This window comes from Dyella marensis (assembly GCF_049532885.1).
Classification (GTDB): domain Bacteria; phylum Pseudomonadota; class Gammaproteobacteria; order Xanthomonadales; family Rhodanobacteraceae; genus Dyella_D; species Dyella_D marensis.
On record NZ_CP064029.1, the window covers coordinates 4149930 to 4172135 of the forward strand.

Annotated in this window: 15 protein-coding genes; 11 read left to right on the forward strand and 4 right to left on the reverse strand. The window is 68.1% G+C overall.

Annotated elements, in window-relative coordinates; all coding sequences use genetic code 11:
* Positions 1 to 77 precede the first annotated feature (77 nt).
* Complete coding sequence (gene lptG / locus ISN75_RS18090) at positions 78 to 1181, reverse strand: LPS export ABC transporter permease LptG (protein ID WP_167257006.1); 1104 nt, start codon at positions 1179 to 1181, stop codon at positions 78 to 80.
* The gene (gene lptF, locus ISN75_RS18095) at positions 1181 to 2290 is read right to left on the reverse strand and encodes an LPS export ABC transporter permease LptF (RefSeq protein WP_167257007.1); all 1110 of its coding nucleotides are present in this window, start codon (positions 2288 to 2290) and stop codon (positions 1181 to 1183) included. Before lptF ends, lptG begins: the two co-directional genes overlap by 1 nt.
* Positions 2291 to 2390: 100 nt before the next feature.
* Between lptF and ISN75_RS18100 the strand changes: the two genes are divergently transcribed.
* Positions 2391 to 3890 (forward strand): leucyl aminopeptidase, encoded by a 1500-nt coding sequence (locus tag ISN75_RS18100; RefSeq protein WP_343820511.1) that lies wholly within the window; start codon positions 2391 to 2393, stop codon positions 3888 to 3890.
* Positions 3891 to 4016: 126 nt separating this feature from the next.
* Entirely contained in the window at positions 4017 to 4439 is a 423-nt protein-coding gene (locus ISN75_RS18105; protein ID WP_167257009.1) for a DNA polymerase III subunit chi, read from the forward strand.
* Positions 4440 to 4525: 86 nt separating this feature from the next.
* Here ISN75_RS18105 and ISN75_RS18110 read toward each other — a convergent pair whose 3' ends face one another.
* A complete protein-coding gene (locus ISN75_RS18110; RefSeq protein ID WP_343820509.1) occupies positions 4526 to 8107 on the reverse strand; it encodes a hybrid sensor histidine kinase/response regulator in 3582 nt (1193 codons plus the stop codon).
* Between the two features lie 129 nt (positions 8108 to 8236).
* Here ISN75_RS18110 and ISN75_RS18115 point away from each other — a divergent pair, with 129 nt between their 5' ends.
* The 5 genes from ISN75_RS18115 (at position 8237) to ISN75_RS18135 (ending at position 13011) form a co-directional block, all read left to right on the forward strand.
* Positions 8237 to 9700: an Era-like GTP-binding protein gene (locus ISN75_RS18115; RefSeq protein ID WP_343820508.1), complete on the forward strand. Its 1464-nt coding sequence runs from the start codon at positions 8237 to 8239 to the stop codon at positions 9698 to 9700.
* A 206-nt stretch (positions 9701 to 9906) separates the two neighbouring features.
* Complete coding sequence (locus ISN75_RS18120; protein WP_167257012.1) at positions 9907 to 10518, forward strand: YceI family protein; 612 nt, start codon at positions 9907 to 9909, stop codon at positions 10516 to 10518.
* Positions 10515 to 11090, forward strand: coding sequence for a cytochrome b (locus ISN75_RS18125; RefSeq protein ID WP_168647812.1), 576 nt, complete (start codon positions 10515 to 10517; stop codon positions 11088 to 11090). The genes ISN75_RS18120 and ISN75_RS18125 overlap by 4 nt, the downstream gene beginning before the upstream one ends.
* On the forward strand, positions 11090 to 11644 hold the full coding sequence (locus ISN75_RS18130; protein WP_167257014.1) for a YceI family protein: 555 nt from the start codon (positions 11090 to 11092) through the stop codon (positions 11642 to 11644). Before ISN75_RS18125 ends, ISN75_RS18130 begins: the two co-directional genes overlap by 1 nt.
* Complete coding sequence (locus ISN75_RS18135) at positions 11644 to 13011, forward strand: DUF697 domain-containing protein (RefSeq protein ID WP_423385090.1); 1368 nt, start codon at positions 11644 to 11646, stop codon at positions 13009 to 13011. Before ISN75_RS18130 ends, ISN75_RS18135 begins: the two co-directional genes overlap by 1 nt.
* Here the strand turns inward: ISN75_RS18135 and ISN75_RS18140 are convergent.
* Positions 12998 to 13243, reverse strand: a complete 246-nt coding sequence (locus tag ISN75_RS18140; protein WP_167257016.1) for a glutaredoxin family protein — start codon at positions 13241 to 13243, stop codon at positions 12998 to 13000. The two genes, ISN75_RS18135 and ISN75_RS18140, sit on opposite strands and share 14 nt — an antisense overlap.
* Positions 13244 to 13331: 88 nt before the next feature.
* Here ISN75_RS18140 and ISN75_RS18145 point away from each other — a divergent pair, with 88 nt between their 5' ends.
* The 4 genes from ISN75_RS18145 (at position 13332) to ISN75_RS18160 (ending at position 22206) form a co-directional block, all read left to right on the forward strand.
* A complete protein-coding gene (locus ISN75_RS18145) occupies positions 13332 to 14714 on the forward strand; it encodes an L-serine ammonia-lyase (protein WP_167257017.1) in 1383 nt (460 codons plus the stop codon).
* A 107-nt stretch (positions 14715 to 14821) separates the two neighbouring features.
* The gene (locus ISN75_RS18150; RefSeq protein ID WP_343820504.1) at positions 14822 to 17389 is read left to right on the forward strand and encodes a LysM domain-containing protein; all 2568 of its coding nucleotides are present in this window, start codon (positions 14822 to 14824) and stop codon (positions 17387 to 17389) included.
* 88 nt (positions 17390 to 17477) lie between these two features.
* The gene (locus tag ISN75_RS18155) at positions 17478 to 20279 is read left to right on the forward strand and encodes a LysM peptidoglycan-binding domain-containing protein (RefSeq protein ID WP_423385091.1); all 2802 of its coding nucleotides are present in this window, start codon (positions 17478 to 17480) and stop codon (positions 20277 to 20279) included.
* Between the two features lie 262 nt (positions 20280 to 20541).
* Entirely contained in the window at positions 20542 to 22206 is a 1665-nt protein-coding gene (locus ISN75_RS18160; RefSeq protein WP_167257020.1) for an APC family permease, read from the forward strand.

Sequence of the window (22206 nt, forward strand, 5' to 3'; positions counted from 1 at the left end):
CCGCCCTACGGGCGTTCTTCGCGCTACGCGCTCGTCCGGCCTACGCCGGAATGACGAGCACGTCGCAATGAAGAGCACTACCCGTGCTTACGGAAGTACAACCACGCCGCGACAGCCAAAATCACCGCCGGCAACAAATTAGCCAACATCGGCGGCACGCCATACACAGTGCCAAAATTCACCATAGCCTTCTGCAAGAAATACCACCCGATCGCCAGCAGAATGCCAATAAACATCCGCTTACCCAAGCCACCCGAGCGCAGCGTCCCAAACGCAAACGGCATCGCACACAACACCAGCACCAGCACATTCAGCGGATACAACGCCCGCGTCCAGAACGCCACCGCATACACACCAGGATTCTGGTTGTTAGCCTCCAGATAGCGAATATTCCGCCGCAAATCGCGCATAGGCAGATACTGCGGCTGAATCACCGACTGCTCCAGCACCTGCGGATTCAAACTCGAATCCCACTGCTCCCTAGGGCTCACCTTGCTGTGCGTACCCGCATCATCCAGCGTAGTACTGCGCACGTCGCTCATGATCCAGTGGCGGCCGTCGTGCTCGGCGGTCTTGGCCCAATCGAAGCGGGTGAGCTGCCCGTCCTTGCTCAGCGTGAACACGCGCACGTCGGCCAGCTGCACCGTGCTGCGCTCCTCGTGCTGCTTGGCCATGGCGGCCTTGGCATTGATCACGCGGTCGCCGTCGCGCGCCCACAGGCCCATATTGCCGGCCATGCCGATATTGCTGGACTTCATGCGCAGCTGCATCGCCTGCGCCTGGCGGTCGCCCCACGGCGCGGCGGTCTCGCCCAGGATCACCACGCCCAGGATCATCGCCGCCACCACGCCCACGGCCGATACGCCGATGCGCAGCTTGGACATGCCCGCCGCGCGCAGCGCGGTCAGCTCGCCGCTGGCGGCCAGGCCGCCCAGGCCGAGCAGGCCGCCGATCAGCGCGGAGTGGCCGAACATCTCGTACATGCGGCGCGGGAAGGTGACCAGGATGTACACCACCGCATTGGTCAGCGTGTAGCCGTTCTTGCCCACCGAGGCGAGCTGGCGCAGGAACTGCAGCACCGCGTCCAGGCCGGTGAGCAGCAGCCACACGGTAAGCAGCGAGCCGAGCACCGTGGTGCCGATCAGCCAGTCCACGCGCTTGAGCCGGAGCGACACGGCCATCACGCTTTAGCCTTGCGCGGTGCGCGCGCCACGTACTGGCTGCGGAACATCCACGCGGCGCCGGCCAGGATCAGCAGGCTCACCAGCCACAGCGGCCCGGCGTTGTGCCAATGGCCCTTGATGATCTGGCCGCGGCACAGGGCCAGCAGGTTGAAGTAGAGGAAGAACGCGGCCACCGCCAGCATCATGCGGCCGTAGCGCGGTTCGCGCGGGCTCTGCTTGGACATCGGCAGCGACATCATCATCAGCACTACCGCCATCAGCGGCACCGTGATGCGCCAGGCGAACTCGGCGCGGCCGTCGGCGCTGGTGACGCGCGACAGCGCGATGGTGTCCAGCGTATGCGCGGGGTCTTCGTCGCTGTCGTCGTTCTGCACGCTGGACAGCGCGGCGTCGTTGCGCGCGTAGCTCATCTTGCGCCAGTTGTCGGCGCCCAGCGGGATCTCGTACTGCCAGCCGTCGTGCAGCGACAGATAGCGGCCGTCGCCGCTGGTGTCCTGATAGAGCTGGCCGCTGCGGCCGGTGACCACTTTCAGCACCGCCGGGCCGTTGTCCTTGCCGGGGCGCTCGGTGACCATCAGGGTGTTGCCCAGCACGCTGCCGTCGCGGCTCAGGCTGTCGACGAAGATGATGCCGCCCTTGCCCGGCAACTGGGTGAAGCGGCCGGCGTCGAGGCCGGCGGCGATCACCGAGCGGTTGGCGTTGGCCACCAGCGCATCCGAGGTGCGCGCGGCCCACGGCCCCAGCCACATCGACACGATGCCCGACAGCAGCGCCAGCCCCAGCGCCAGGATGCCCACCGGACGCAGCAGGCCCATCGGCCCCATGCCGGAGGACGCCAGCACGTGCATCTCGCTTTCGCGGTACATGCGGCCCAGCGCCCAGAACACGCCGAGGAAGCCGGCCAGCGGCAACAGATTGGACAGGCCGTCGAGCATGTTCAGGCCCAGCACCTGGAACATCACGCTGGCCGGAAAGCTGCCGTTCGCCACCTGCTGCAGCACGCGCGCGAATGCCGAGCCGGCCATGATGACCAGCAGCACGATAGCCACGGCGGCGACCGTCTGGGCCAGTTCCCGCAGGAAGTATCGGTCGAGGATGCTCAGCATGAGGTAAAGTTAAAGGCTCCGTGCCGCGCCCGCTCGGGTCCGGCAAACCCCAAGTCTAGCCTGTCCGCCGCTCCGGCAGGACCTCCGCAGGATCTTATCGATGACGCTCCAGTTCAGCCTCGGCCCCGTCGCTCCCGAAACCGTCGACACCCCCTGCCTGGTAGTGGGCGTGTACGAGAACGGCGTGTTCAGCAGCGCGGCCGCCCGCGTGGACACCGCCGTCCAGGGCGCGCTCAAGCGCCAGGTGGAGAGCGGGGACATCAGCGGCAAGGCCGGCAGCACCAACCTGCTGTTCGCGCCGGAAGGCGTGGTGGCCAGGCGCGTGCTGGTGGTGGGCCTGGGCGGCCAGAAGTCGTTCGACGGCGCGCGTTTCCAGAAGGTGTGCATCGAAGCGGCCCGCGCGCTGGGCCGGCTGCCGATCGAGGCGGCGGTGTCCTGCCTGACCGAAGTGGACGTCCCCGGCCGCGACGCCGCCTGGCGCGTGCGCATCGCCGCGCTGGCCGCCGACCACGCCGCCTACCGCTACACCGCCACCTTCAAGCCGCGCGAGAAGAGCGCGCAGCCGGAACTGGGCGCTCTGGCCTTTGCCGGCGGCGACGAGGGCAAGGCCGGCCTGGAGCAGGCCGCGGCCATCGCCGAGGGCGTGCGCTTCGCCCGCGAGCTGGCCAACCTGCCGCCGAACATCTGCAACCCCGCCTATATCGCCGCCCAGGCGCAGGCCTTCGCCGAAGGCCAGGACAAGGTGGCATGCCGCGTGCTCGACCACGTGGAGATGGAAAACCTCGGCTTCGGCTCGCTGCTCGCGGTGGGCCGCGGCTCGGCCAACAAGCCCAAACTGGTGGTGCTGGAGTACAAGGGCGGCGCCGATGGCGACAAGCCCTACGCCTTCGTCGGCAAGGGCATCACCTTCGACACCGGCGGCATCAGCCTCAAGCCCGGCGCCGGCATGGAAGAAATGAAATACGACATGGGCGGCGCGGCCGGCGTGCTCGGCGCCTTCGTCGCCACGGTGAAGATGGGCCTGCCGGTGAACCTGGCCTGCGTGGTGCCGGCGGTGGAGAACATGCCCGACGGCGACGCCTACCGCCCCAGCGACGTGCTCACCAGCCTGTCGGGCCTGACCATCGAAGTGCTCAACACCGACGCCGAGGGCCGCCTGATCCTGTGCGACGCGCTCACCTACACGGCGCAGACCTTCCAGCCCAAGGTGCTGATCGACGCGGCCACGCTCACCGGCGCCTGCGTGGTGGCGCTGGGCAAGCACGCCAGCGGCCTGATGAGCAAGCACGACGACCTGGCCGCCGAACTGCTCGCCGCCGGCGAAGCCTCGCTGGACCGCGCCTGGCGCCTGCCGCTGTGGGACGACTACCAGGTGCAGCTGGATTCCGGCTTCGCCGACGTGGCCAATATCGGCGGCAAGAACGCCGGCGCGATCACCGCCGGCTGCTTCCTGGCGCGCTTCACCGAAGGCCAGCGCTGGGCCCACCTGGACATCGCCGGCACCGCCTGGGACGAAGGCCGCAAGGGCATGGCCACCGGCCGTCCGGTGCCGCTGCTGGCGCAGTGGCTGCTCGACCGCGTCTCTGACGCGGGCGCGTAAACGCGCAGGAATAGGGAATAGGGAATAGAGAATAGGGAATCGCAAAAGCCCCCAAGGCTTGCGCGCCCCGCTCTTCCTATTCCCTATTCCCTATTCTCCATTCCCTATTCCCAGGCAAAGCCCACCATGCCCCGCGCCGACTTCTACCTCATCGACAAGCCGCGCTTCCGCGAACAGCCGCTGCTGCTGGTGTGCGAGCTGTCCAAGCGCGCCTATGCGGCGCAGCAGCCGACGCTGATCCTCGCGCGCGACTTCGAGCAGGCCGAGGCGATCGACCAGCTGCTGTGGGATTTCGACGAGGACACCTGGATCCCGCACCAGATCGCCGGCGACGAAGAGGACGACAGCACCGCCGTGCTGATCGTGCCGCCGGGCGTGGAAACGCCCGACCGCCCGATGCTGATCAACCTGCGCGAAACCTGCCCCGCGGGGCGCTTCGAGCGCGTGCTGGAAGTGGTGGCGGCGGAGCCTGCGGAGCGCGAGGGTTCGCGCACGCGCTGGGGGGAATACAAGCGGCTGGGCATCGAGGTCGCCAAGCACGACATGTAGGTTGGGGTGAGCCGCAGGCGAACCCCAACGCTGCGTTGCACATCCTGAAGTGGCGATGTTGGGGTTCGCCTGCGGCTCACCCCAACCTACGTCGCGGGCTCGGCCACCACGGTCGCCGCCAGCGCTTCCGCCAGCTGCTCGCCGGTCAGCGGCTTGCGCAGGAAACCGTCCATTCCCGCGGCACGTGCACGCTCTTCCTCATCGCCGCCGGAACGCGCGGTGATGGCGATGATCGGCAGATGCGTGCCGCTGTTTTCGCGCTGGCGGATCAGGCGCGCGATCTGGAAACCATCCACGCCCGGCAGGTCCAGATCCAGCAGCATCACGTCGGTGTCGTTCTGCGCCAGCTCGGTCATCGCCGCCAGGCCGTTGCCCACGTAGCGCACCAGATGGCCCTGCCGTTCGAGCAGGCCGCGCACCACCGCCGCGATGATGGTGTCGTCTTCCACAAGCAGCACGCGCAAGCCGGCGGCACCGGAGGCGCGCGCCGGAGCCGTGCTGGGTGCGGCTTCTTCCTGCACCACCTCCAGCGGCAGGTGCACGTGGAAGCTGCTGCCGTGCGCCACCTTCGATTCCAGTTCGATATGGCCGCCCATCAGCGCCACCAGCTCGCGGCAAATGGCCAACCCCAGGCCGCTGCCGGCGCGCCGCTGCGGCCCGTTGGCCTGCTCGAAACGCTGGAACAGCCGCGCCTGGCTGGCTTCCGGAATGCCGGGGCCGGTGTCGATCACGCTGAAGCGCAACTCGCTGCCTTCGCGCCGCGCGCGCAGGATCACGCTGCCGCGCTCGGTGAACTTCAGCGCGTTATTGGCCAGGTTGAGCAGGATCTGCTGCACGCGCAGCGCGTCGCCCATCACCCGCGCCGGCAGGTCGTCGGCGATCTCCAGCTTGAAGGCCAGGCCCTTGGCGCGCGCCTGGCCCTGTTCCAGCGAGGCGATGTCGCGCAGCAGCGCGCGCGGATCGAATGGCGCCAGGTCCAGCGACAGCTTGCCGGCTTCGATGCGCGCCAGGTCCAGCGCGTCGTTGAGCAGCTTCAGCAGCATCTTGCCGGAGCGCTGGATCGCTTCCGCGTACTCCTGCTGCTGCGCGCCCAGGCCACTGTTCAACAGCAATTCGGCCATGCCCATCACGCCGGTCATCGGCGTGCGGATCTCGTGGCTGAGCGTGGCCAGGAACTGCGTCTTCGCCGCGCTGGCCTGCTCGGCCAGGCGGCTGCGCTGTTCGGCCAGCTGCATCTGGTGGCGCTGCGCCAGGCGGCGGCGCCATACCAGCAGCGCCATCCAGGCGAACATGGCGACCGCCAGCACATACATGCACCACGCCCACCAGCGCTCCCATGGCGGCGCCTGCACATGGACCTGCAGCGGCGCGGACACCAGGCCCCATACGCCGTCTGCGCCCGCGCCCATCACGGTGAGCGTGTAGTCGCCCGGCGGCAGGCTGGCGAATTCGCGTTCGCCGCGCGTGCCGGTGTCCACCCACTCGGTGTCCAGGCCTTCCAGATGGAAGCGGTAGCGGTTCACCGCGGGGTCGATATACGAGAACACGCGCGCTTCGATATTCAGGCCGCGCGCATGCCAGTCCAGTTCCAACGGACCGCCGCCCAGCACCGTAGGCTGCAGGCCGTTGCGGCCGCGCACGCTCACGCCGGTGATCGCCACCTGCGGCTTCGGCGCGTCGGCTTCGTCCTGGTCGGGATTGAACGCCACCACGCCGCCCATGGTCGGCGCGTAGATATAGCCGTCCGCCATGGCGGCGTAGCCGCGCACGAATTCGCCGTTGCTCAGGCCGTCCTGCAGGCCGAAGGTGCGGAAGCTGCCCGTGTCCGGATCGAAGCGGCGCATGCCGTCGCGGCCGAGCATCCAGACGCGGCCGCGCTTGTCCAGCGCCAGGTCCGCCACGTTTACCGAGGGCCAGCCCTGGCGCGCATCGACGCGGCGCTCCAGCACGAAGTGCTCGCCTTCCAGGCGATAGCGCTCCAGGCCGTCCGGGCGCGCCATCCACATGCGCTTGCCGTCAGGCGTGAAGATGAAAGCGTCGACCTTGCGGTCGTTGCGCACGCCCGGCACCGGTTCGAAATGATCGTAGCTGTGGTCCAGCCGCCACAGGCCGCCATCGCTGGCATACCAGAACACGCCGCCGACCAGGGTGAGCTGCGCGCCCCAGCGCGTTTTTTCCTCGGCCGGAAGGAAACTCACCGGCGTCACCTCCAGCGTGTCCTGGTCCACGCGGAACAGGCCTTCGGCGAAGGTGCGCGCATAGAGCTTGCCGTCGGGGCCGACTTCCACTTCCAGCGGATGCACCATGCCGCGCCCGGCGGTGGGCACCTTGTCGAGCTTGCCGCGCGCGTAGCGATACAGGCTGCCCTGGGTGGCGACCCACAGGCGGTCGTGGTCGTCCTCGGTCATGCCGATCACGTCGCCGCGCATCTCGGTGATGACGTGCTCGGCCTTGCCGGTGACCGGATCGAGCTTGTCGACGCGGCCGCCGCGCTCGCCCACCCACACGCGCCCGTCGTGGCCGCGCGCCATCGCGGTGGCCACGCCGTCGCGCAGGCTGTCGGCGTCTTCCGGAATGTGGGTGAAGCGGCTGATGCCGCTCCAGCCCGGCGCGAGATAACCCACGCCGCCGTCGAACAGCGCCACCCACAGGCCGCCTTCGCGGTCCTGCTTGATCGCCCACACCCAGGTGCCGGGCAGGTTGCCGTACAGCAGTGGCTGGTCCAGCACTTTCTTCACCGGACCGCCGCGGCGCATCTGCAGATACAGGCCGCGCTGCGTGCCGATCCACAGGCGCCCGGCGCGGTCGCGCACGCTGCTGAGCACGTTGAAGTCGGCAATGTCCTTGCAGAACTTGCGCGCGATGCCGTCGGTGCCCACCACCAGCAGGCCGTGCGCGGCGGCGATGCGCACTTCGTCGCCGTCGCCTTCGATGCGCCACACCGAGATGGTTTCCTTCGGGTCTTCCTGCGGCACCTGGCTGATGCGGCCGTCCGGCTCGCGCACGTAGACGCCTTCGTCGGTGCCGATCCAGATGCGGCCCTTCGGGTCCAGATACAGCGCGCCCACCGCGCCGAAACCGCTGGGGTCGTTGCTCGGCGGCGGCGCGGCGATGTGGTCGAAGCCGCTGCCGTCCGGACGCATGCGGTCCAGGCCGTGCTGCGTGCCGATCCACAGCGCGCCGTCGGGGCCGACGATGGCGTCCCACACTTTGTCGCTGGCGATGCTCTCGGGCACGGCCGGGTCGTGCGCCCAGTGCTGGAAGGTCTGCGTGGCCGGATCGAAACGGTTGAGGCCCGCTTCCAGTCCCGCCGCCCACAGCTGGCCCTTGCCGTCGAACAGCAAGGTGGCGATGCCGTTGTCGTGCAGCGAGCGCGGATCGTCCGCCACGTGGCGATACACCTTGAACGCCACGCCGTCGTAGCGCGCCACGCCGCCCTTGGTGCCGAACCACATGGCGCCGTCCGGCGCCTGCGCCACCGCATACACGCTGCTGCTGGGCAGGCCGTTGAAGGTGCCGTAGCGGCGGAACTGCGGCGTGGGCAGCACGCCGGCCATGCCGGCGGACGCCGCGGGCGCGGGCATGGGGGCATGCCCCTCCGCGGCCTTGTCGGCGACGGACGCCGACGGTGCGAGCAGCGCTAGGCCCAGCAGCAGTGAAGACAACATGAATTTCCCCCTAAGCAGGGGGATCATGCCAAATCGGACAGGCGGGTACGAGACCAGAAGTGTGAAGATGCCTTCACCCCACAACCCGAGCGCCATGGCGCTTGCGAGGCCCCGCATAGAATGCCCGTCATGCCCCGCCGCTCACGCCTGCTGATCGCCGCGCTCGCCCTGGCCGCCCTGGCCTGGCTGCTGTTCGCCGCGGCCGAACGCGCGCTGGCCCTGGCCCAGCGTTTCCTGCAATTACCGGCCTGGCTGCAATGGACCCTGGGCAGCGCGCTCGCCCTGTTCGCGCTGGCCGGCCTGGCGGTGCTGTGGTGGATCCTGCGCCCGCGCCGCGCGCGGCGCGCGGTGGCTGCGCCGGACCGCGGCACGCTGGAGCGCCGCATCGATCAACTGCAGACGCGCGGCGCCGACACCGGCACGCTCGCCGCGGAGCTGGGCGAACTGGACCGCCGCCGCGGCGAGGCGCGCGTCTACGTGGCCTTGTTCGGCGAGATCTCCACCGGCAAGTCCACCCTGATCCGCGCGCTCGCGCCGCAGGCCGCCACCGCCAGCGACGTGCGCGGCGGCACCACGCGCCAGGTGCTGCACGTCGACAGCGGCTTGCCGGATGGACGTCCGTTCACCCTGGCCGACGTGCCCGGCAGCCGCGAAGCCGGCGGCGAGGCGCGCGAAACGCTGGCGCGCGAGGAAGCCTTGCGCGCGCACGTGGTGGTGTATGTCTGCGCCGGCGACCTCACCCGCACGCAGGCGCAGGAAGTGCACTGGCTCGCCGAATTCGGCAAGCCGCTGCTGGTGGTGCTCAACAAGGCCGACCAGTGGAGCGAGGAAGAACTCGCACAGCTGCTGGAACGCCTGCGCCGCCAGACCGCCGGCGATGCGGCCGGCGTAGTCGCGGTGAGCGCCGGCGGCAGCGAGCGTTTCCAGCGCGCCTTGCCCGATGGCGGCGTCGAACAGGTGGAACGCCAGCGCAAGCCCGCCATCGATGCGTTGTGGAAGGCATTGGCGCGGCTGTCATCGCCCGGCGCCGAAGGACTGGAAGCGCAGCGCGAACGCGCGGTGCTCGCCGGATTGCACGAACGCGTCGGCACGCTGGAAACGCAGACCCGCGCGGCGGAAGCGGAACGCATCGTGCGCCGCTACGCGCAGCGGGCGGTGATCGGCGCCATGGCCGCGATCGCGCCCGGCAGCGACCTGGTGATCCAGGGCGCGCTCGCCACCGCGCTGACCCGCGAGCTGGCGAAGCTCTACGGCGTGCCGGTGAGCGACGTGCAGATCGACGACTTCCTGCGCCAGGCCCGCCTGACCCTGCGCACCGGCAGCTCGCTGGTGCTGGCCATCGCCGGCAATGCGCTGAAGGCTTTTCCGGGGCTCGGCACCTTGGGCGGCGGCGTGCTGCATGCGTTCGCCTATGCGCTGATCTTCGACAGCCTGGGCCGCGCACTCGCCGCCTCGCTGGCCGAACGCGAATCGCTGGACCAGGAAGACGCGGCGGACAAGCTCAAGGCTTTGCTGGCGGATGGCAGCGGTGCACGCATGAAGGAACTGGCGACGTTGACGCTCGATGCCTGGAAGGAAAAAACGCAGCCGTAGGTTGGGGTGAGCCGCAGGCGAACCCCAACATCGCCCCCTGCCCAGGTTGCATGTTGACGGGGCATGTCGTTGGGGTTCGCCTGCGGCTCACCCCAACCTACGCCGGCTTCTGGCGCACTTACCAGGAGGTGGCGACGCCAGGGAAACAATCCGTTCGGCGCCCACCCGCTGGCGCCCCCTTCCACCTTCGGCCAGACTTCCCCGCCATGCCCTTCGCCCGCGCCACCGCCCTCGCCCTGATCCTGGCCGCCTGCGCCAGCGGCGCATACGCCGCATCCGCGAACTACCGCTACGACACCGTCCACAGCCAGATCGTTTTCAGCATCGACCACAACGGCTACTCCCGCCCGTTCGGACGGCTGCACATCGCCAAGGGCTGGCTGCGCTTCGATCCCGACGACTGGAGCCGCTCGGCCACCGAGCTGGATATCGACCTGGCCTCGCTGGACCTGGGCGATGCGGACTGGAACAAAGCCGTGCTCGGCGGGTCGTATCTCGACAGCGCGGGCGCCCGCTATGCCCACTTCGTCTCCACCTCGGTGGAGCGCAAGGATGGCGACAACGGCGTGCTGCGCGGCAAGCTCACCCTGCGCGGCGTAACGCGCGACGTGGAACTGCCGTTCAGCGCCAACCGCGTGGGCAAGACCATCTACGGACTGCATACCGTGGCCGGCTTCTCCGCGCGCACCACGCTGGACCGCAACGACTTCGGCATCACCGCCAGCCCCCATTCGATCGGCCGCAACGTCACCGTGTGGCTGGAACTTGAAGCCATTCTCGACGACTCGGTCGACAACACTCAGAAGGAAACCCCATGAGCCTGCGCAGCAACGACCGCCAGTGGGGCTCGGTCGCCAAGTTCTTCCACTGGACCGTGGCCCTGCTGATCATCGGCAACGGCATCTTCGGCCTGTGCATGGACCTGGCGCACGGGCCGATGCAGAAGATCAACTGGCTGGCCCTGCACAAGTCGATCGGGCTGACGGTGCTGGCGCTGTTCGTGCTGCGCGTGCTGTGGCGCATCAGCGAACGGCGGCCGCGCGAAGACCCCGCCCCGCGCTGGCAGCAGCTGGCGGCGCATACGGTGCATGCGCTGCTCTATGTGCTGATCGTGGCGCTGCCGCTCAGCGGCTGGTGGTTCAACTCCATCGCCGGCAAGCCGCTGCAGTATTTCAAGATGTTCAACCTGCCCGCGCTGGCGCAGGCCAACCAGGACATGAGCGGCTTTGCCGGCGACGTGCACGAGTACCTGTTCTGGTTCCTGGTGCTGGTGCTGGCGGCGCATGTCGCCGGTGCGCTGAAGCATCATCTGGTGAACCGCGACAACACCCTGCTGCGCATGCTTCCCTTCCGCCGCCTGCGCGGCGATACCTCTCAAGGAGACCGCTGATGAAACGCCATGCCTTTGCCTCGCTGCTGCTTGCCCTGGCCCTGCCCGGCCTGGCCGGCGCCGCCGACTACGCCGTGCAGCCCGCCGGCAGCAAGCTGGGTTTCACCAGCAGCTTCCAGGGCGCCTCGTTCGACGGCAGCTTCGGCAAGTTCACCGCGGCGATCAGCTATGACGCCGCCAAGCTCGCCACCTCGAAGTTCGACGTGGAAGTGGACCTCGCCAGCGTCAAGACCGGCGACAAGGACCGCGACGGCGCCCTGCCCGGCTCCGACTTCTTCAACGTCGCCAAGTTTCCCAAGGCGCACTTCGTCACCACCGGCTTCCGCCAGAACGGCGCGCAGGTGATCGCCGACGGCAACCTCACCCTGCGCGGCGTGACCAAGCCGGTCAGCCTCAACGTCACGTTCAAGCCGGCCGGCGCCGGCGCCACGCTGGACGTGAGCGGCACGGTCAAGCGCCTGGACTTCGGCGTGGGCGGCGGCGAATACGCCGACACCTCGGTGATCGGCGCCGACGTCAAGGTCAACGCGCACCTCGTGCTCACCGCCAAGTAATGAGCGGCGACACGCTGTGGCAGCGCCTGCGCGGCTGGCTGGTAAAGCCGGACGCGCAGGACGCCGCCACGGCACCCGCCGCGGCGCCCGTGGCGGAGCGCGCGCAGGCGCGCATGGCCGACAGCCTGCGCCGCCTGCTGGACGATCCGGGCATTCCGCCGGCCATCCGCGCGGAACTGGCCAGCGATTTCGGCCGCATCGAAAACATGCTCGAACGGCTGCAGCGCGGCGAACTGCATGTAGCCGTGTTCGGCCGCGTCTCCGCCGGCAAGTCGGCGCTGGGCAATGCGCTGCTGGGCCGCGAGGCGTTCACCGTCGGCGTGCTGCACGGCACGACCACCCAGGCCGAGCAGGCCGCGCTCGACGAAGCGCGCGAAGCGGGCCTGGTGCTGATCGATACGCCCGGCATCAACGAACTCGATGGCGAGGCGCGCGAGCGCCTGGCCTTCGAAGTGGCCGAAGTCAGCGACCTGGTGATCTTCGTCGCCGACGGCGACCTCACCCGCGACGAACTCGACGCGCTGAAGACCCTGGCCGCCACCCAGCGCCCCCTGCTGCTGGCGCTCAACAAGGCCGACCGCTACGCACCCGCCGAACGCGATGCCTTGCTCGCGCAACTGCGCGAACGCGCGCATGGCCTGGTGCGCGACGACGACGTGGTCTCCGCCGCCGCGCGCCCCACGCCGCAGCGGCGCATGGAAACCGACGAACACGGCTGCGAACATCTGCGCGAACTGCCGGCGCCGCCCGACGTGGCCGCCCTGCGCGAACGCCTGCTCGCCATCGCCCGGCGCGAAGGCAAGACGCTGTCCGCGCTCAACGCCGGCCTGTATGCGAGCCGGCTTACCGACCAGGTAAGCGAACGCATCGCCGAAAGCCGGCGCAGGCTGGCCGATAAATTGATCCGCAACTATTGCCTGGCCAAGGGCGTGGCGGTGGCGCTCAATCCCATCCCCGTCGCCGACCTGCTCGCCGCGGCCGGCATGGATGCGGCGATGGTGCTGCAGCTGTCGCGCGTGTATGGCCTGCCGCTGACGCGGGCCGAATCCGGCAAGCTGGTGGCGGTGATCTCCGCCCAGCTCGCCGCGCTGATGGGCGCGGTATGGGGCATGCAGCTGGTGGCTTCGGCGCTGAAGGGCGTGAGCGCGGGGCTGTCGGTGCTGGTGACCGCGGCCGCGCAGGGCGCACTGGCCTGGTATGCCACGGTGCTGATCGGGCGCGCCGCGGAGCGCTATCTTGTGGCGGGCAAGTCCTGGGGCGAGCTGGGGGCAAAGCGGGCGGTGGCCGACATCGTGGCGGGGCTGGATCGCGATTCGATCCTGCGCGAGGCGCGCGAAGAGATCCTGCGCCGGCTCAAGTCGCGCTGAGTTTCACCGCCAGGAAGGCGCGCACCGCCGCCGCATCGAACGGCCAGTCCAGCTCCCGCCCGTCGCGCACGTCGCGCAGCACCGGCACGCGGGTGCCGTAGCGGTCTTCCAGCGCCTGCGCGTCGTCCACCCACACGCTGTCGAAATCCGGCGCGCGCGCCTCGGCCATCACGGCCAGGGCCTGGTCGCACAGATGGCAGTAGTCGCGCTGGTAGAGGATCAGATCGGCCATGGCGGCAACAGACGCTTGCGTACGGACTGCGGGGCAGCGGGGGGATGCGTAGAATAGCCGGTTCCCCGTCCAGCCCCAGCACAAAGCCATGGCCGTCAGCGTATTCGACCTCTTCAAGATCGGCATCGGGCCGTCCTCCTCGCATACGGTCGGTCCCATGCGCGCCGCCGCGCGCTTCGCCGAGCGCTGGCTGGACGAAAAAGGCGTGCTGGGCCGGGTGGCGCGCCTGCGCGCGGAGCTGTTCGGTTCGCTGGCCATGACCGGCCGCGGCCACGGCACCGACAAGGCGGTGCTGCTGGGCTTCGAAGGCGCGCATCCGGACACCGTCGACCCGGACCGCATTCCCGAAACGCTGGAACGCATCCGCCACAGCAAGCGCCTGCGCGTGCTGGGCCGGCACGAGATCGAATTCGACGAGAAGCGCGACCTGGTCTTCAACAAGCGCCAGAAGCTGCCGTTCCACACCAACGGCATGCGCTTCACCGCCTACGACGCCGAAGGCCACGAGCTGGGCACGCGCGACTACTACTCGGTGGGCGGCGGCTTCGTCGTCAACCAGGACGAGGCGGCCGAAGACCGCATCGTCGCCGACACCACCGCCCTGCCCTATCCGTTCTCCACCGGCGACCAGCTGCTGGCGCTGTGCGAGCAGCACGGCATGAGCATCGCCCAGCTGATGATGGAAAACGAAAAGGTGTGGCGCAGCGAGGAAGCAACCCGCGCCGGCCTGCTCACCATCTGGAAGGCCATGCAGGACTGCGTCGCCCGCGGCCTGCGCTCGCCCGGCACCCTGCCCGGCGGCCTGAAGGTGACGCGCCGCGCGCCGGCCATGGCGCAGGAACTGCGCAACCAGCCGGAAGCCGCACTGAAGGACCCGCTCACCATCCTCGACTGGGTCAACCTGTACGCGCTGGCGGTGAACGAAGAGAACGCCGCGGGCGGTCGCGTGGTCACCGCGCCGACCAACGGCGCGGCCGGCATCGTGCCGGCGGTGCTGCACTATTACCACCGCTTCTGCCCCAAATCGAACGACGACGGCGTGATCGAATTCCTGCTCACCGCCGCCGCGGTCGGCATTCTGTACAAGGAGAACGCTTCGATCTCCGGCGCCGAAGTCGGCTGCCAGGGCGAAGTGGGCGTGGCCTGCTCGATGGCCGCCGGCGGCCTCACCGCCGCGCTGGGCGGCAATGTGCTGCAGGTGGAGAACGCCGCCGAGATCGGCATGGAACACAACCTGGGCCTGACCTGCGACCCGATCGGCGGACTGGTGCAGATTCCCTGCATCGAGCGCAATGCGATGGGTTCGGTGAAGGCGATCAACGCCAGCCGCATGGCGCTGAAGAGCGACGGCAAGCATCGCGTGTCGCTGGACAAGGTGATCGCCACCATGCGCGACACCGGCCGCGACATGAAGGACAAGTACAAGGAAACCTCGCGCGGCGGCCTCGCGGTGAACGTGATCGAGTGCTGACGGCACAGCCGTAGCGCGGCTGTCACCTAGGGAAACTCCTTATTGCGGCTCCATGACGGGCCGGCGCTGAATGCGCCGGTCTTTTCATTTGCTATGGAGCGCGCGCCATGTTCCCCGTCGACGCAGGATCTTCCGTCCGCTACACGCCCCCGGCCACGCCGCCTCCGCCCCCGCCGCACATCGTCAAGCCGCAGGAGACGGTTGCGACCGTCGCAAAAACTTACCAGGTGACGCCGGAAGAACTTGCGCGCACCAACCACATCACGGTCGACACCCAGCTCACGCCCGGCCAGCAGCTGCAGTTGCCGCCCAATGCGGTGCAGCCCGCGCAGACCGATGCCGCGCCCGCCGCCCCCGCCACGCCGGCCGCCAAGACCGACGCCGCCATCGCCGCCTACCAGCAGGCGGTGAAGGACCGCACCGAGGCCACCAGCAACATGCCGCAGAACGGCGCGCTGCGGCAGGAGATCCGCCAGGGCGCGGACGATGCGGTGAACAAGGCCAAGACCGCGATGGACCAGGCCATCCACGACGAGATCGCCGGCGAAGTCGCCCAGCGCAACCAGGGCGTGCCGGGCCAGTTCCGCACGCCCACCGACCAGCTGGTGGCGAATGCGGGCGACGCCATCCTCGCGCGCCACCAGGGCGATGCCAGCGCCACGCCGCTGATCAAGGACGCGGTGCACACCTACCAGGTGCAGGCCAGGGCCGACGCGCTGATCCCCGGCTACTACGGCAACTGGAGCGCCGCGGACAAGCTCAAGGGCATCAACCTGCAAGGCCAGCCCAAGGAAGTGGTGGATGCGGTGCTGGCCGATCCGCGCGTCAAGCAATGGGTGGCCGATGCCGCGCACGATGCCAGCGGCAAGTCCGCCGCCGATTGCGCCAAGTACCTGGCCGAGCTCACCCGCGCATCGCCGGAGCTGGGCCGCGAAGTCACCACGCATTGGTGGAACGCCCAGGACACGCAGTCGTGGATGTCGAGCAACAGCGAAGTGCTGAGCGCGATGTCCGACCCGGATATCTATCGCGACCTCAGCGTGGTGTACCGCAACCTCGGCGGCAGCGACGCCGGCCAGGCGGCGCAGAGCGACTTTGCCGGCGACGTGGCGAAGTATCTGGAACGCAATTCCATGCTCGCCAACAACAACGACGTGACCAAGGCCATCTCCGACGGCGGCGATCCCGCGCTGGCGCTGGCCGTGGCCAGCAACCTGCAGGCGGACGGCAAGAACACGCTGGCCAGGCAGATGGTGAGCTCGGTGAAGCTGGGTATGGGCAACCTGCAGCAGGTGACGCTGAAGCAGGACATGCAGGCGTATGCCAAGCAGACCGAGGAACTCAACAACCTGATCAAGGACCTCGGCCCCGGCCTCACCGACGACCAGAAGCAGCAGGCCATCCAGAAATATATCGATGGCAAGGGCAAGGACTGGCAGGACCAGCTGAAGGCGAACAAGGACAAGCTCGTCGCCGACGTCCGCGCGCTGGATCTGGACATCACCTCGCTCACCAGCGTGCCCGACAACCTGAAGAGCTACGGCCTCACCAAGGAAGGCGCCGCCAAGCTGCTGGACGACGACACCACCAGGCAGTCGATCGAATTCGCCGCCACGCAGGATCCCAGCGTGTTCGACGGCGAGGAAGGCGGCGAAGCCGCGAAGCTGCTGATCGAGCTGGGCCACAAGGACAAGGACTTCACTGCCGCGGTCGGCAAGGCCTATGTGGTCAGCCACCTGATGCCTTCGCTGGGCGAGATGAACCCGTCCGACGACGCCAGCATCGCCAAGGTGAAGCAGGCGCTGGAATCGTTCCGCGGCCTCGGCGCGCAGATGCTGGGTATTCCGCAGGGCGAAGTGGACAAGGGCATCGACAAGCTGGAGGAAGTGGTCAACTCGCTGCGCACCGAAACGCTGGAAGACGCCAAGCAAGGCAAGGCGGTCAACGAGTTCGCCTCGGTGCAGAAGGAGTTGCAGGAGCTGAAGGAGCTGCCCTTCAGCGACGCCAAGGCCGGCATGCTGTTCCGCACGATGGCGCTGGGCATCACCGGCGCGGCCTTTATCAGCCAGACCGGCAAGACCATCGAAGACCCCAGCGTGCAGAACGTGATCGGCTCGCTGGCCTTCGGCCTGGATCTGGCGCCGGCCAAGAACGCCTTGACCGGCACCATCCAGGCACTGGACAAGAACAACGTGCTCGAACAATGGGGCCATGCAGCGCCGGAGCTCACCGAGAAATTCATCGGCGTGCTCAACGTGGCCTACTTCGCCGCCGGCGCGGTGAAGGGCGTGGCGGACCACGACTATCCGACCGCGATCTTCTCCGGCGTGGGCGCGGCCGGCGCGGCGCTGGCGGCGTTCGGCGGCGAGGAAATGCTCGGTGGCTTTGCGGGGCCGATCGGCATCGCGGTGGCGACCATCGCCGTGGTGGCGCTGCATTTCATCGAGCAGCACCACAAGGACCAGGAATACAAGGAAGCACAGGACAAGTTCCTGGAAGGCGCCGGCATCGAGAACAAGGACGAGCGCGAGGCGCTGATCGGCGCAGGTCCCGACCAGCTCAATGCGATGCGTGCCCGTGGCATTACGCCGGAAAATATCCAGGAAATCGCCGAGACGGATCCGCGACTGCTGCATATCGCCTATGGCACGGACGGCCAGGGACGTCCTTACTGAGCGGAATCTTTTTTCCGCGCATTTGCTGCAAGCCGCGACGCGCAAGGCGCGTCGCGGCGCAAGAACCTGAGTCTAGGGAAACTACGTATTGCCGCTCGATGACAGCGGGCCTAAATGCCAGTGCCAGTCCCCACGGCAACACGGCAAGGAGTCCGCCATGACAGTCATCGCTGCGAACGATTCCGGCAACTACGCACAGCCCCAACTGCCCCCGCCACCGATCCATACCGTCACCGGCAACGAGACGGTCGCAAAGGTTGCGCAGCAGTACGGTGTTGCGCCGGAAGAGCTGGCGCGCGGCAACAACATCAGCGTCGACACTGCGCTGTCGCCCGGGCAGATGCTGACGCTTCCGCCGCATGCGGCGACGAATGCCACGCAAGCGGTGCCGGCAACGCAGACACCGGCGCAGAAGACGGATGCGGCGATTGCCGCTTACCAGGCCGCGCTCAAGCAGCGCGACGACGATATGCGCAGTGCGCCACGCAACGCCGGCCTGCGCGCCGACCTGGACAGCACCGAGCAGGATCGGATCGATGCGGCGAAGAAGACCATGAATCAGGCCATCGCCGATGAAGTGGCCGGCGAGGTGGCGTTCCGCAACCAGGGCACACCGATCGCATTCCGCACGCCGACCGATCAGCTGATCGACAACGCCGGCAACGCGATCGTGGCGCGGCATCCTGGCGATGCGTCACTCGCCGCGACGATCCAGGGCGCCGTGGGCACGTACAAGTTCCAGAACCAGGTAAACGGACTGATCCCGGAGTACTCCGACGGCACCAGCGCGGCCGACAAGCTCAAGGGCATCATGCTCAATGGACAGCCGCCGGAAGTGGTCGCTGCCGTCGCGGCGGATCCGCGCGTGCAGGCCTGGGCCAAGGAAGCGGCCGTCCAGGTCGATCAGGCCTATGCCAATGGCAGGAACGGCTCGGGTTCGCTCGATGCCGCCCACGCCCTGCTCGCGAGCATCCAGGGCCTGCCGCCGCCGCTTGCCGCGGCGGTAGTGCGCCAGAGCCTGCCGGCGATCCAGAAGATGGGGCAGGTTTCGATGAACGGACCCGGCCAGCAGACCTTCGGCAGCATGCAGCGTGTGATCAGTGCGCTGGGCGAAGGACCGGATGCGCAGGATCTGGCCAACCAGGTCGCCGGCGCCTATCTGCACCAGGCCGAAGACTGGAGCCAGCAGACGCTCAATTCCGTCACGGTGGCAATGAACGGCGGCGTTCGCCCCACGCTCGCCATGGCCCTGGCCAATGCGCTGCAGAACGACGGCAGGGCCGAGCAGGCGCAGGACATCATCGCCGCCGCCACGATCGGCCAGCAAAGCTATCTCGCGAACGCCCAGGACAGTCCGCTCAAGGCCTACAACGATGCGCATGGCGCCAAGCTGGAAAAGGACGAGCACCTGGCGGAACTGCTCAATCACGCCGGGCCGTTGAACGACCAGCAGAAGCTGGCGTTTATCGAGGCTTATCGCGCCGACCCCGACAACGCGAAGGTGTACCAGGCCGAGACTGATGCCGGGCGCGACCTCGCCTCGTACATGAATGCGCATCAGGATGACCTGATCGCCGCCGCCGGGCGCAGTCCGGACAATGCCAAGCAGCTTTACCAGTGCATGCAGGATCTGAATCAGTCCGGCCAGGGCAAGACCTCATTGGCCTTCGTGGTGGCCATCGACAAGGATCCCGCGGCAACGAAAGCCTTCAACGGCTTCTCCGATTACCAGACCGACTTCATCGACAAAGCCATCGCCGCGGCACAAGGCCAGTTGCTGGTGGAAGGCCATGGCGACGCCAAGGGCGCGGCCACGCAGTTGCTTGCCCTGGCCGCGCCGCTGTTCCAGGCCAATGACGGCTGGTCGCAGATCACTACCAACTACACGCGCATGGCCGAAGGCAAGGAAGATGCCTTTACCGCGAAGGCGCTTGGCGAGGAGTTCAAGGAGCTTGGCCCGGGCGGCAAAGGGTTGGCGATGGCTTCGATCATGGTCAACGCCATCAATGGCTCCCTCGGCGACAATGCCAGCGGAGTGATCAACTCCTATGTCACCGCCCTCGGCACCACCGCGGGACTTGCCAGTGGCGCCCTGCAATCGCTGGTGGAAGCCGAGAAAGCCGGCACCAAGACCGCGAGCCTGGCCGAGTTCAGCGCACGCCTGGTGCCCGGCCTGTCGCTGATCGCCGCAAGCAGCGCATGCAAGTCGGATTTCGACAGCATGCAAAGCAACCCCGTCTACGCCGGCGCCGTCGTCGGCGATCTGTTTTCGGTGATCGGCAGCACGCTGGAAGTGGGCGGGGTCGAAGTGCCCGGCGCCTTTATCAATGGCATCGGCTCCCTGGTCGCGGCACCCTTCCAGTTCGCCGGCGGCCTGATCGACGACATCACGGACGCCAATCAGGTGCACGCGGACGTCAAGAAATACCTGAGCGCGGACGGCGTGAACCTGAAACCGGGCGACATCGACATGCTGGCCAGCAGCGACCCCGGCCAGGTCAAGCAATGGCTGGGCACCGGCATCTCGCCCGACGAACTGCAGGACCTGGCGCGGATCGTTCCGAACATCCTGCAGAGCAACCATTCCGGTGGTCCCGCCATCGGCTGGCTGCAGGACGCCGGTCTCAGCGGCCAGGATGTCTACGACATGCTCAAGGCCGCCGATGCGCAGGCACCGTGCGTGGGCGCGGCCGAGGTGATGCGAGTACTTTCCAATCCGAATGCGTTCAACATCGGCGGTGCGCGCAACAAGGCGACCCTGGCCGATGACCTGCGCGCCACCGCGCAGCAGGAACGGAGCGACACCATGGGCGATCCGGCGGAGAATCTGCGGACCGCGACCGCGCTGCAGGCTGCCTCCGACTGGCTGGAGCTCCACATCACCGCGTAAGGCACAAGGCAGCACCGCCTGGAGAAGCGCGCCCATGGATGGGCGCGCCTGCTTCCCAAGCGCCCTCCATACGCCCCTGAAGGTGCCGCAAACCCCTTGCCCTCCCGGCAAATGTTGCGCCGCGCCATGCACTTGCCGCACCCGCAGAATCTTCCGAAGTTCCGTCCCGCCGGGCTGACAGCCGCGCTAGGGGCTGTCATCATCCGGCCCTTGTGCCGTCCGCGGGGGCGGCCTTCGAGATCCAGATCCTGCGGGAGTTTGCATGTCCTCTTCCAGCTCCATCCGGCGCGACGTCGGTCCTTTTGCGCTCATGCTTACCGGCCTGGGCTCCATCATCGGCTCCGGCTGGCTGTTCGGCGCGTGGCGCGCGGCGGGCCTGGCGGGCCCCGGCGCCATCTGGGCATGGGTGCTCGGCGCGGCCATCATCATGACGATCGCGCTGACCTACGCGGAGCTGGGCGCGATGTTCCCCGAGTCCGGCGGCATGGTGCGCTACAGCCACTACTCGCACGGTTCGCTGGTCGGCTTTATCGGCGCATGGGCCAACTGGATCGCCATCGTGTCGGTGATCCCGGTCGAAGCCGAAGCCTCGGTGCAGTACATGGCCTCGTGGCCGTGGAAATGGGCGCAAGACCTGTACATGCACATGCCCGACGGCACCGGCGAGCTCAGCAACGCGGGCATCGCCATCTCCGCCGTGCTGGTGATCGTGTACTTCCTGCTCAACTTCTGGAGCGTGAAGCTGTTCGCCCGCTCCAACACGGCCATCACCGTGTTCAAGCTGGTCGTGCCGGCCGCCACCGGCCTGGCGCTGATCGCCAGCGGCTTCCACAGCGAGAACTTCTCGGTGGGCGTGCACGGCGACGCGCATGCGATCGACTTCGCCGCAGTGCTCACCGCCGTGGCCACCGCGGGCATCGTATTCAGCTTCAACGGCTTCCAGAGCCCGGTAAACCTCGCCGGCGAAGCGCACAACCCGGGCAAGAGCATTCCGTTCGCGGTGATCGGCTCGATCGTGCTGGCCACTATCGTGTATGTGATCCTGCAGCTGGCCTATCTCGGCGCGGTGCCGCCGGAGATGCTGGCGAAGTCCGGCTGGCACGGCATCGATTTCCGCTCGCCGTTCGCGGAGCTGGCGATCATCGTCAACCTGCACTGGCTGGCGATGCTGCTCTACGTCGACGCCTTCATCAGCCCCAGCGGCACCGGCATCACCTACACCGCCACCACGGCGCGCATGATCTACGGCATGGAGCGCAACGGCACGCTGCCGAAGCTGCTGGGCCGCATCCATCCGAAGTGGGGCATCCCGCGTCCGGCGATGTGGTTCAACCTGGCGGTGTCCTATCTGTTCCTGTTCAAGTTCCGCGGCTGGGGCACGCTGGCAGCCGTGATCTCGGTGGCGACGATCATTTCCTACCTCACCGGCCCGGTCAGCGCGATGACCCTGCGCCGCACCGCCCCCAACCTGCACCGCCCGCTGCGCATCGCCGGCCTGCCGGTGCTCGCCGGCATCGCCTTCATCATGGCGACGGAACTGCTGTACTGGGCCAAGTGGCCGCTGACCGGCGAAATCATCCTGCTGATGGTCGTGGCCCTGCCGGTGTACTTCTACTACCAGCTCAAGGCCGGCTGGCACGACTTCGGCCGCCAGCTCAAGGGCGCATGGTGGCTGATCTTCTACCTGCCCACCCTGGCCCTGGTGTCCTGGGCCGGCAGCACCACGTTCGGCGGCAAGGGCTACCTCAGCTACGGCATGGACCTGGCGGTGGTCGCCGTGGTCGGCCTGGTGTTCTACCTGTGGGGCGTGAAGTCCGGCTGGCGCACGCCGTCGGTGGAAGCGGCCGAGATCGAGGCGCAGGCGCACCCGGGGGCGCCGGTGGTGCCGCCGGATGAGTTCGAGTCGGAGCGCATCGCGAAGCATTGA

What these genes read in the sequence shown, in the direction of transcription:
- ISN75_RS18120 (WP_167257012.1), top strand. Translation starts at nt 9,907, where the DNA reads ATGCCCTTCGCCCGCGCCACCGCCCTCGCCCTGATCCTGGCCGCCTGC.
- ISN75_RS18145 (WP_167257017.1), top strand. Translation starts at nt 13,332, where the DNA reads ATGGCCGTCAGCGTATTCGACCTCTTCAAGATCGGCATCGGGCCGTCC.
- lptF (WP_167257007.1), bottom strand. Translation starts at nt 2,290, where the DNA reads ATGCTGAGCATCCTCGACCGATACTTCCTGCGGGAACTGGCCCAGACG.
- ISN75_RS18100 (WP_343820511.1), top strand. Translation starts at nt 2,391, where the DNA reads ATGACGCTCCAGTTCAGCCTCGGCCCCGTCGCTCCCGAAACCGTCGAC.
- ISN75_RS18105 (WP_167257009.1), top strand. Translation starts at nt 4,017, where the DNA reads ATGCCCCGCGCCGACTTCTACCTCATCGACAAGCCGCGCTTCCGCGAA.
- lptG (WP_167257006.1), bottom strand. Translation starts at nt 1,181, where the DNA reads ATGGCCGTGTCGCTCCGGCTCAAGCGCGTGGACTGGCTGATCGGCACC.
- ISN75_RS18130 (WP_167257014.1), top strand. Translation starts at nt 11,090, where the DNA reads ATGAAACGCCATGCCTTTGCCTCGCTGCTGCTTGCCCTGGCCCTGCCC.
- ISN75_RS18135 (WP_423385090.1), top strand. Translation starts at nt 11,644, where the DNA reads ATGAGCGGCGACACGCTGTGGCAGCGCCTGCGCGGCTGGCTGGTAAAG.
- ISN75_RS18140 (WP_167257016.1), bottom strand. Translation starts at nt 13,243, where the DNA reads ATGGCCGATCTGATCCTCTACCAGCGCGACTACTGCCATCTGTGCGAC.
- ISN75_RS18115 (WP_343820508.1), top strand. Translation starts at nt 8,237, where the DNA reads ATGCCCCGCCGCTCACGCCTGCTGATCGCCGCGCTCGCCCTGGCCGCC.
- ISN75_RS18160 (WP_167257020.1), top strand. Translation starts at nt 20,542, where the DNA reads ATGTCCTCTTCCAGCTCCATCCGGCGCGACGTCGGTCCTTTTGCGCTC.
- ISN75_RS18125 (WP_168647812.1), top strand. Translation starts at nt 10,515, where the DNA reads ATGAGCCTGCGCAGCAACGACCGCCAGTGGGGCTCGGTCGCCAAGTTC.
- ISN75_RS18110 (WP_343820509.1), bottom strand. Translation starts at nt 8,107, where the DNA reads ATGTTGTCTTCACTGCTGCTGGGCCTAGCGCTGCTCGCACCGTCGGCG.
- ISN75_RS18150 (WP_343820504.1), top strand. Translation starts at nt 14,822, where the DNA reads ATGTTCCCCGTCGACGCAGGATCTTCCGTCCGCTACACGCCCCCGGCC.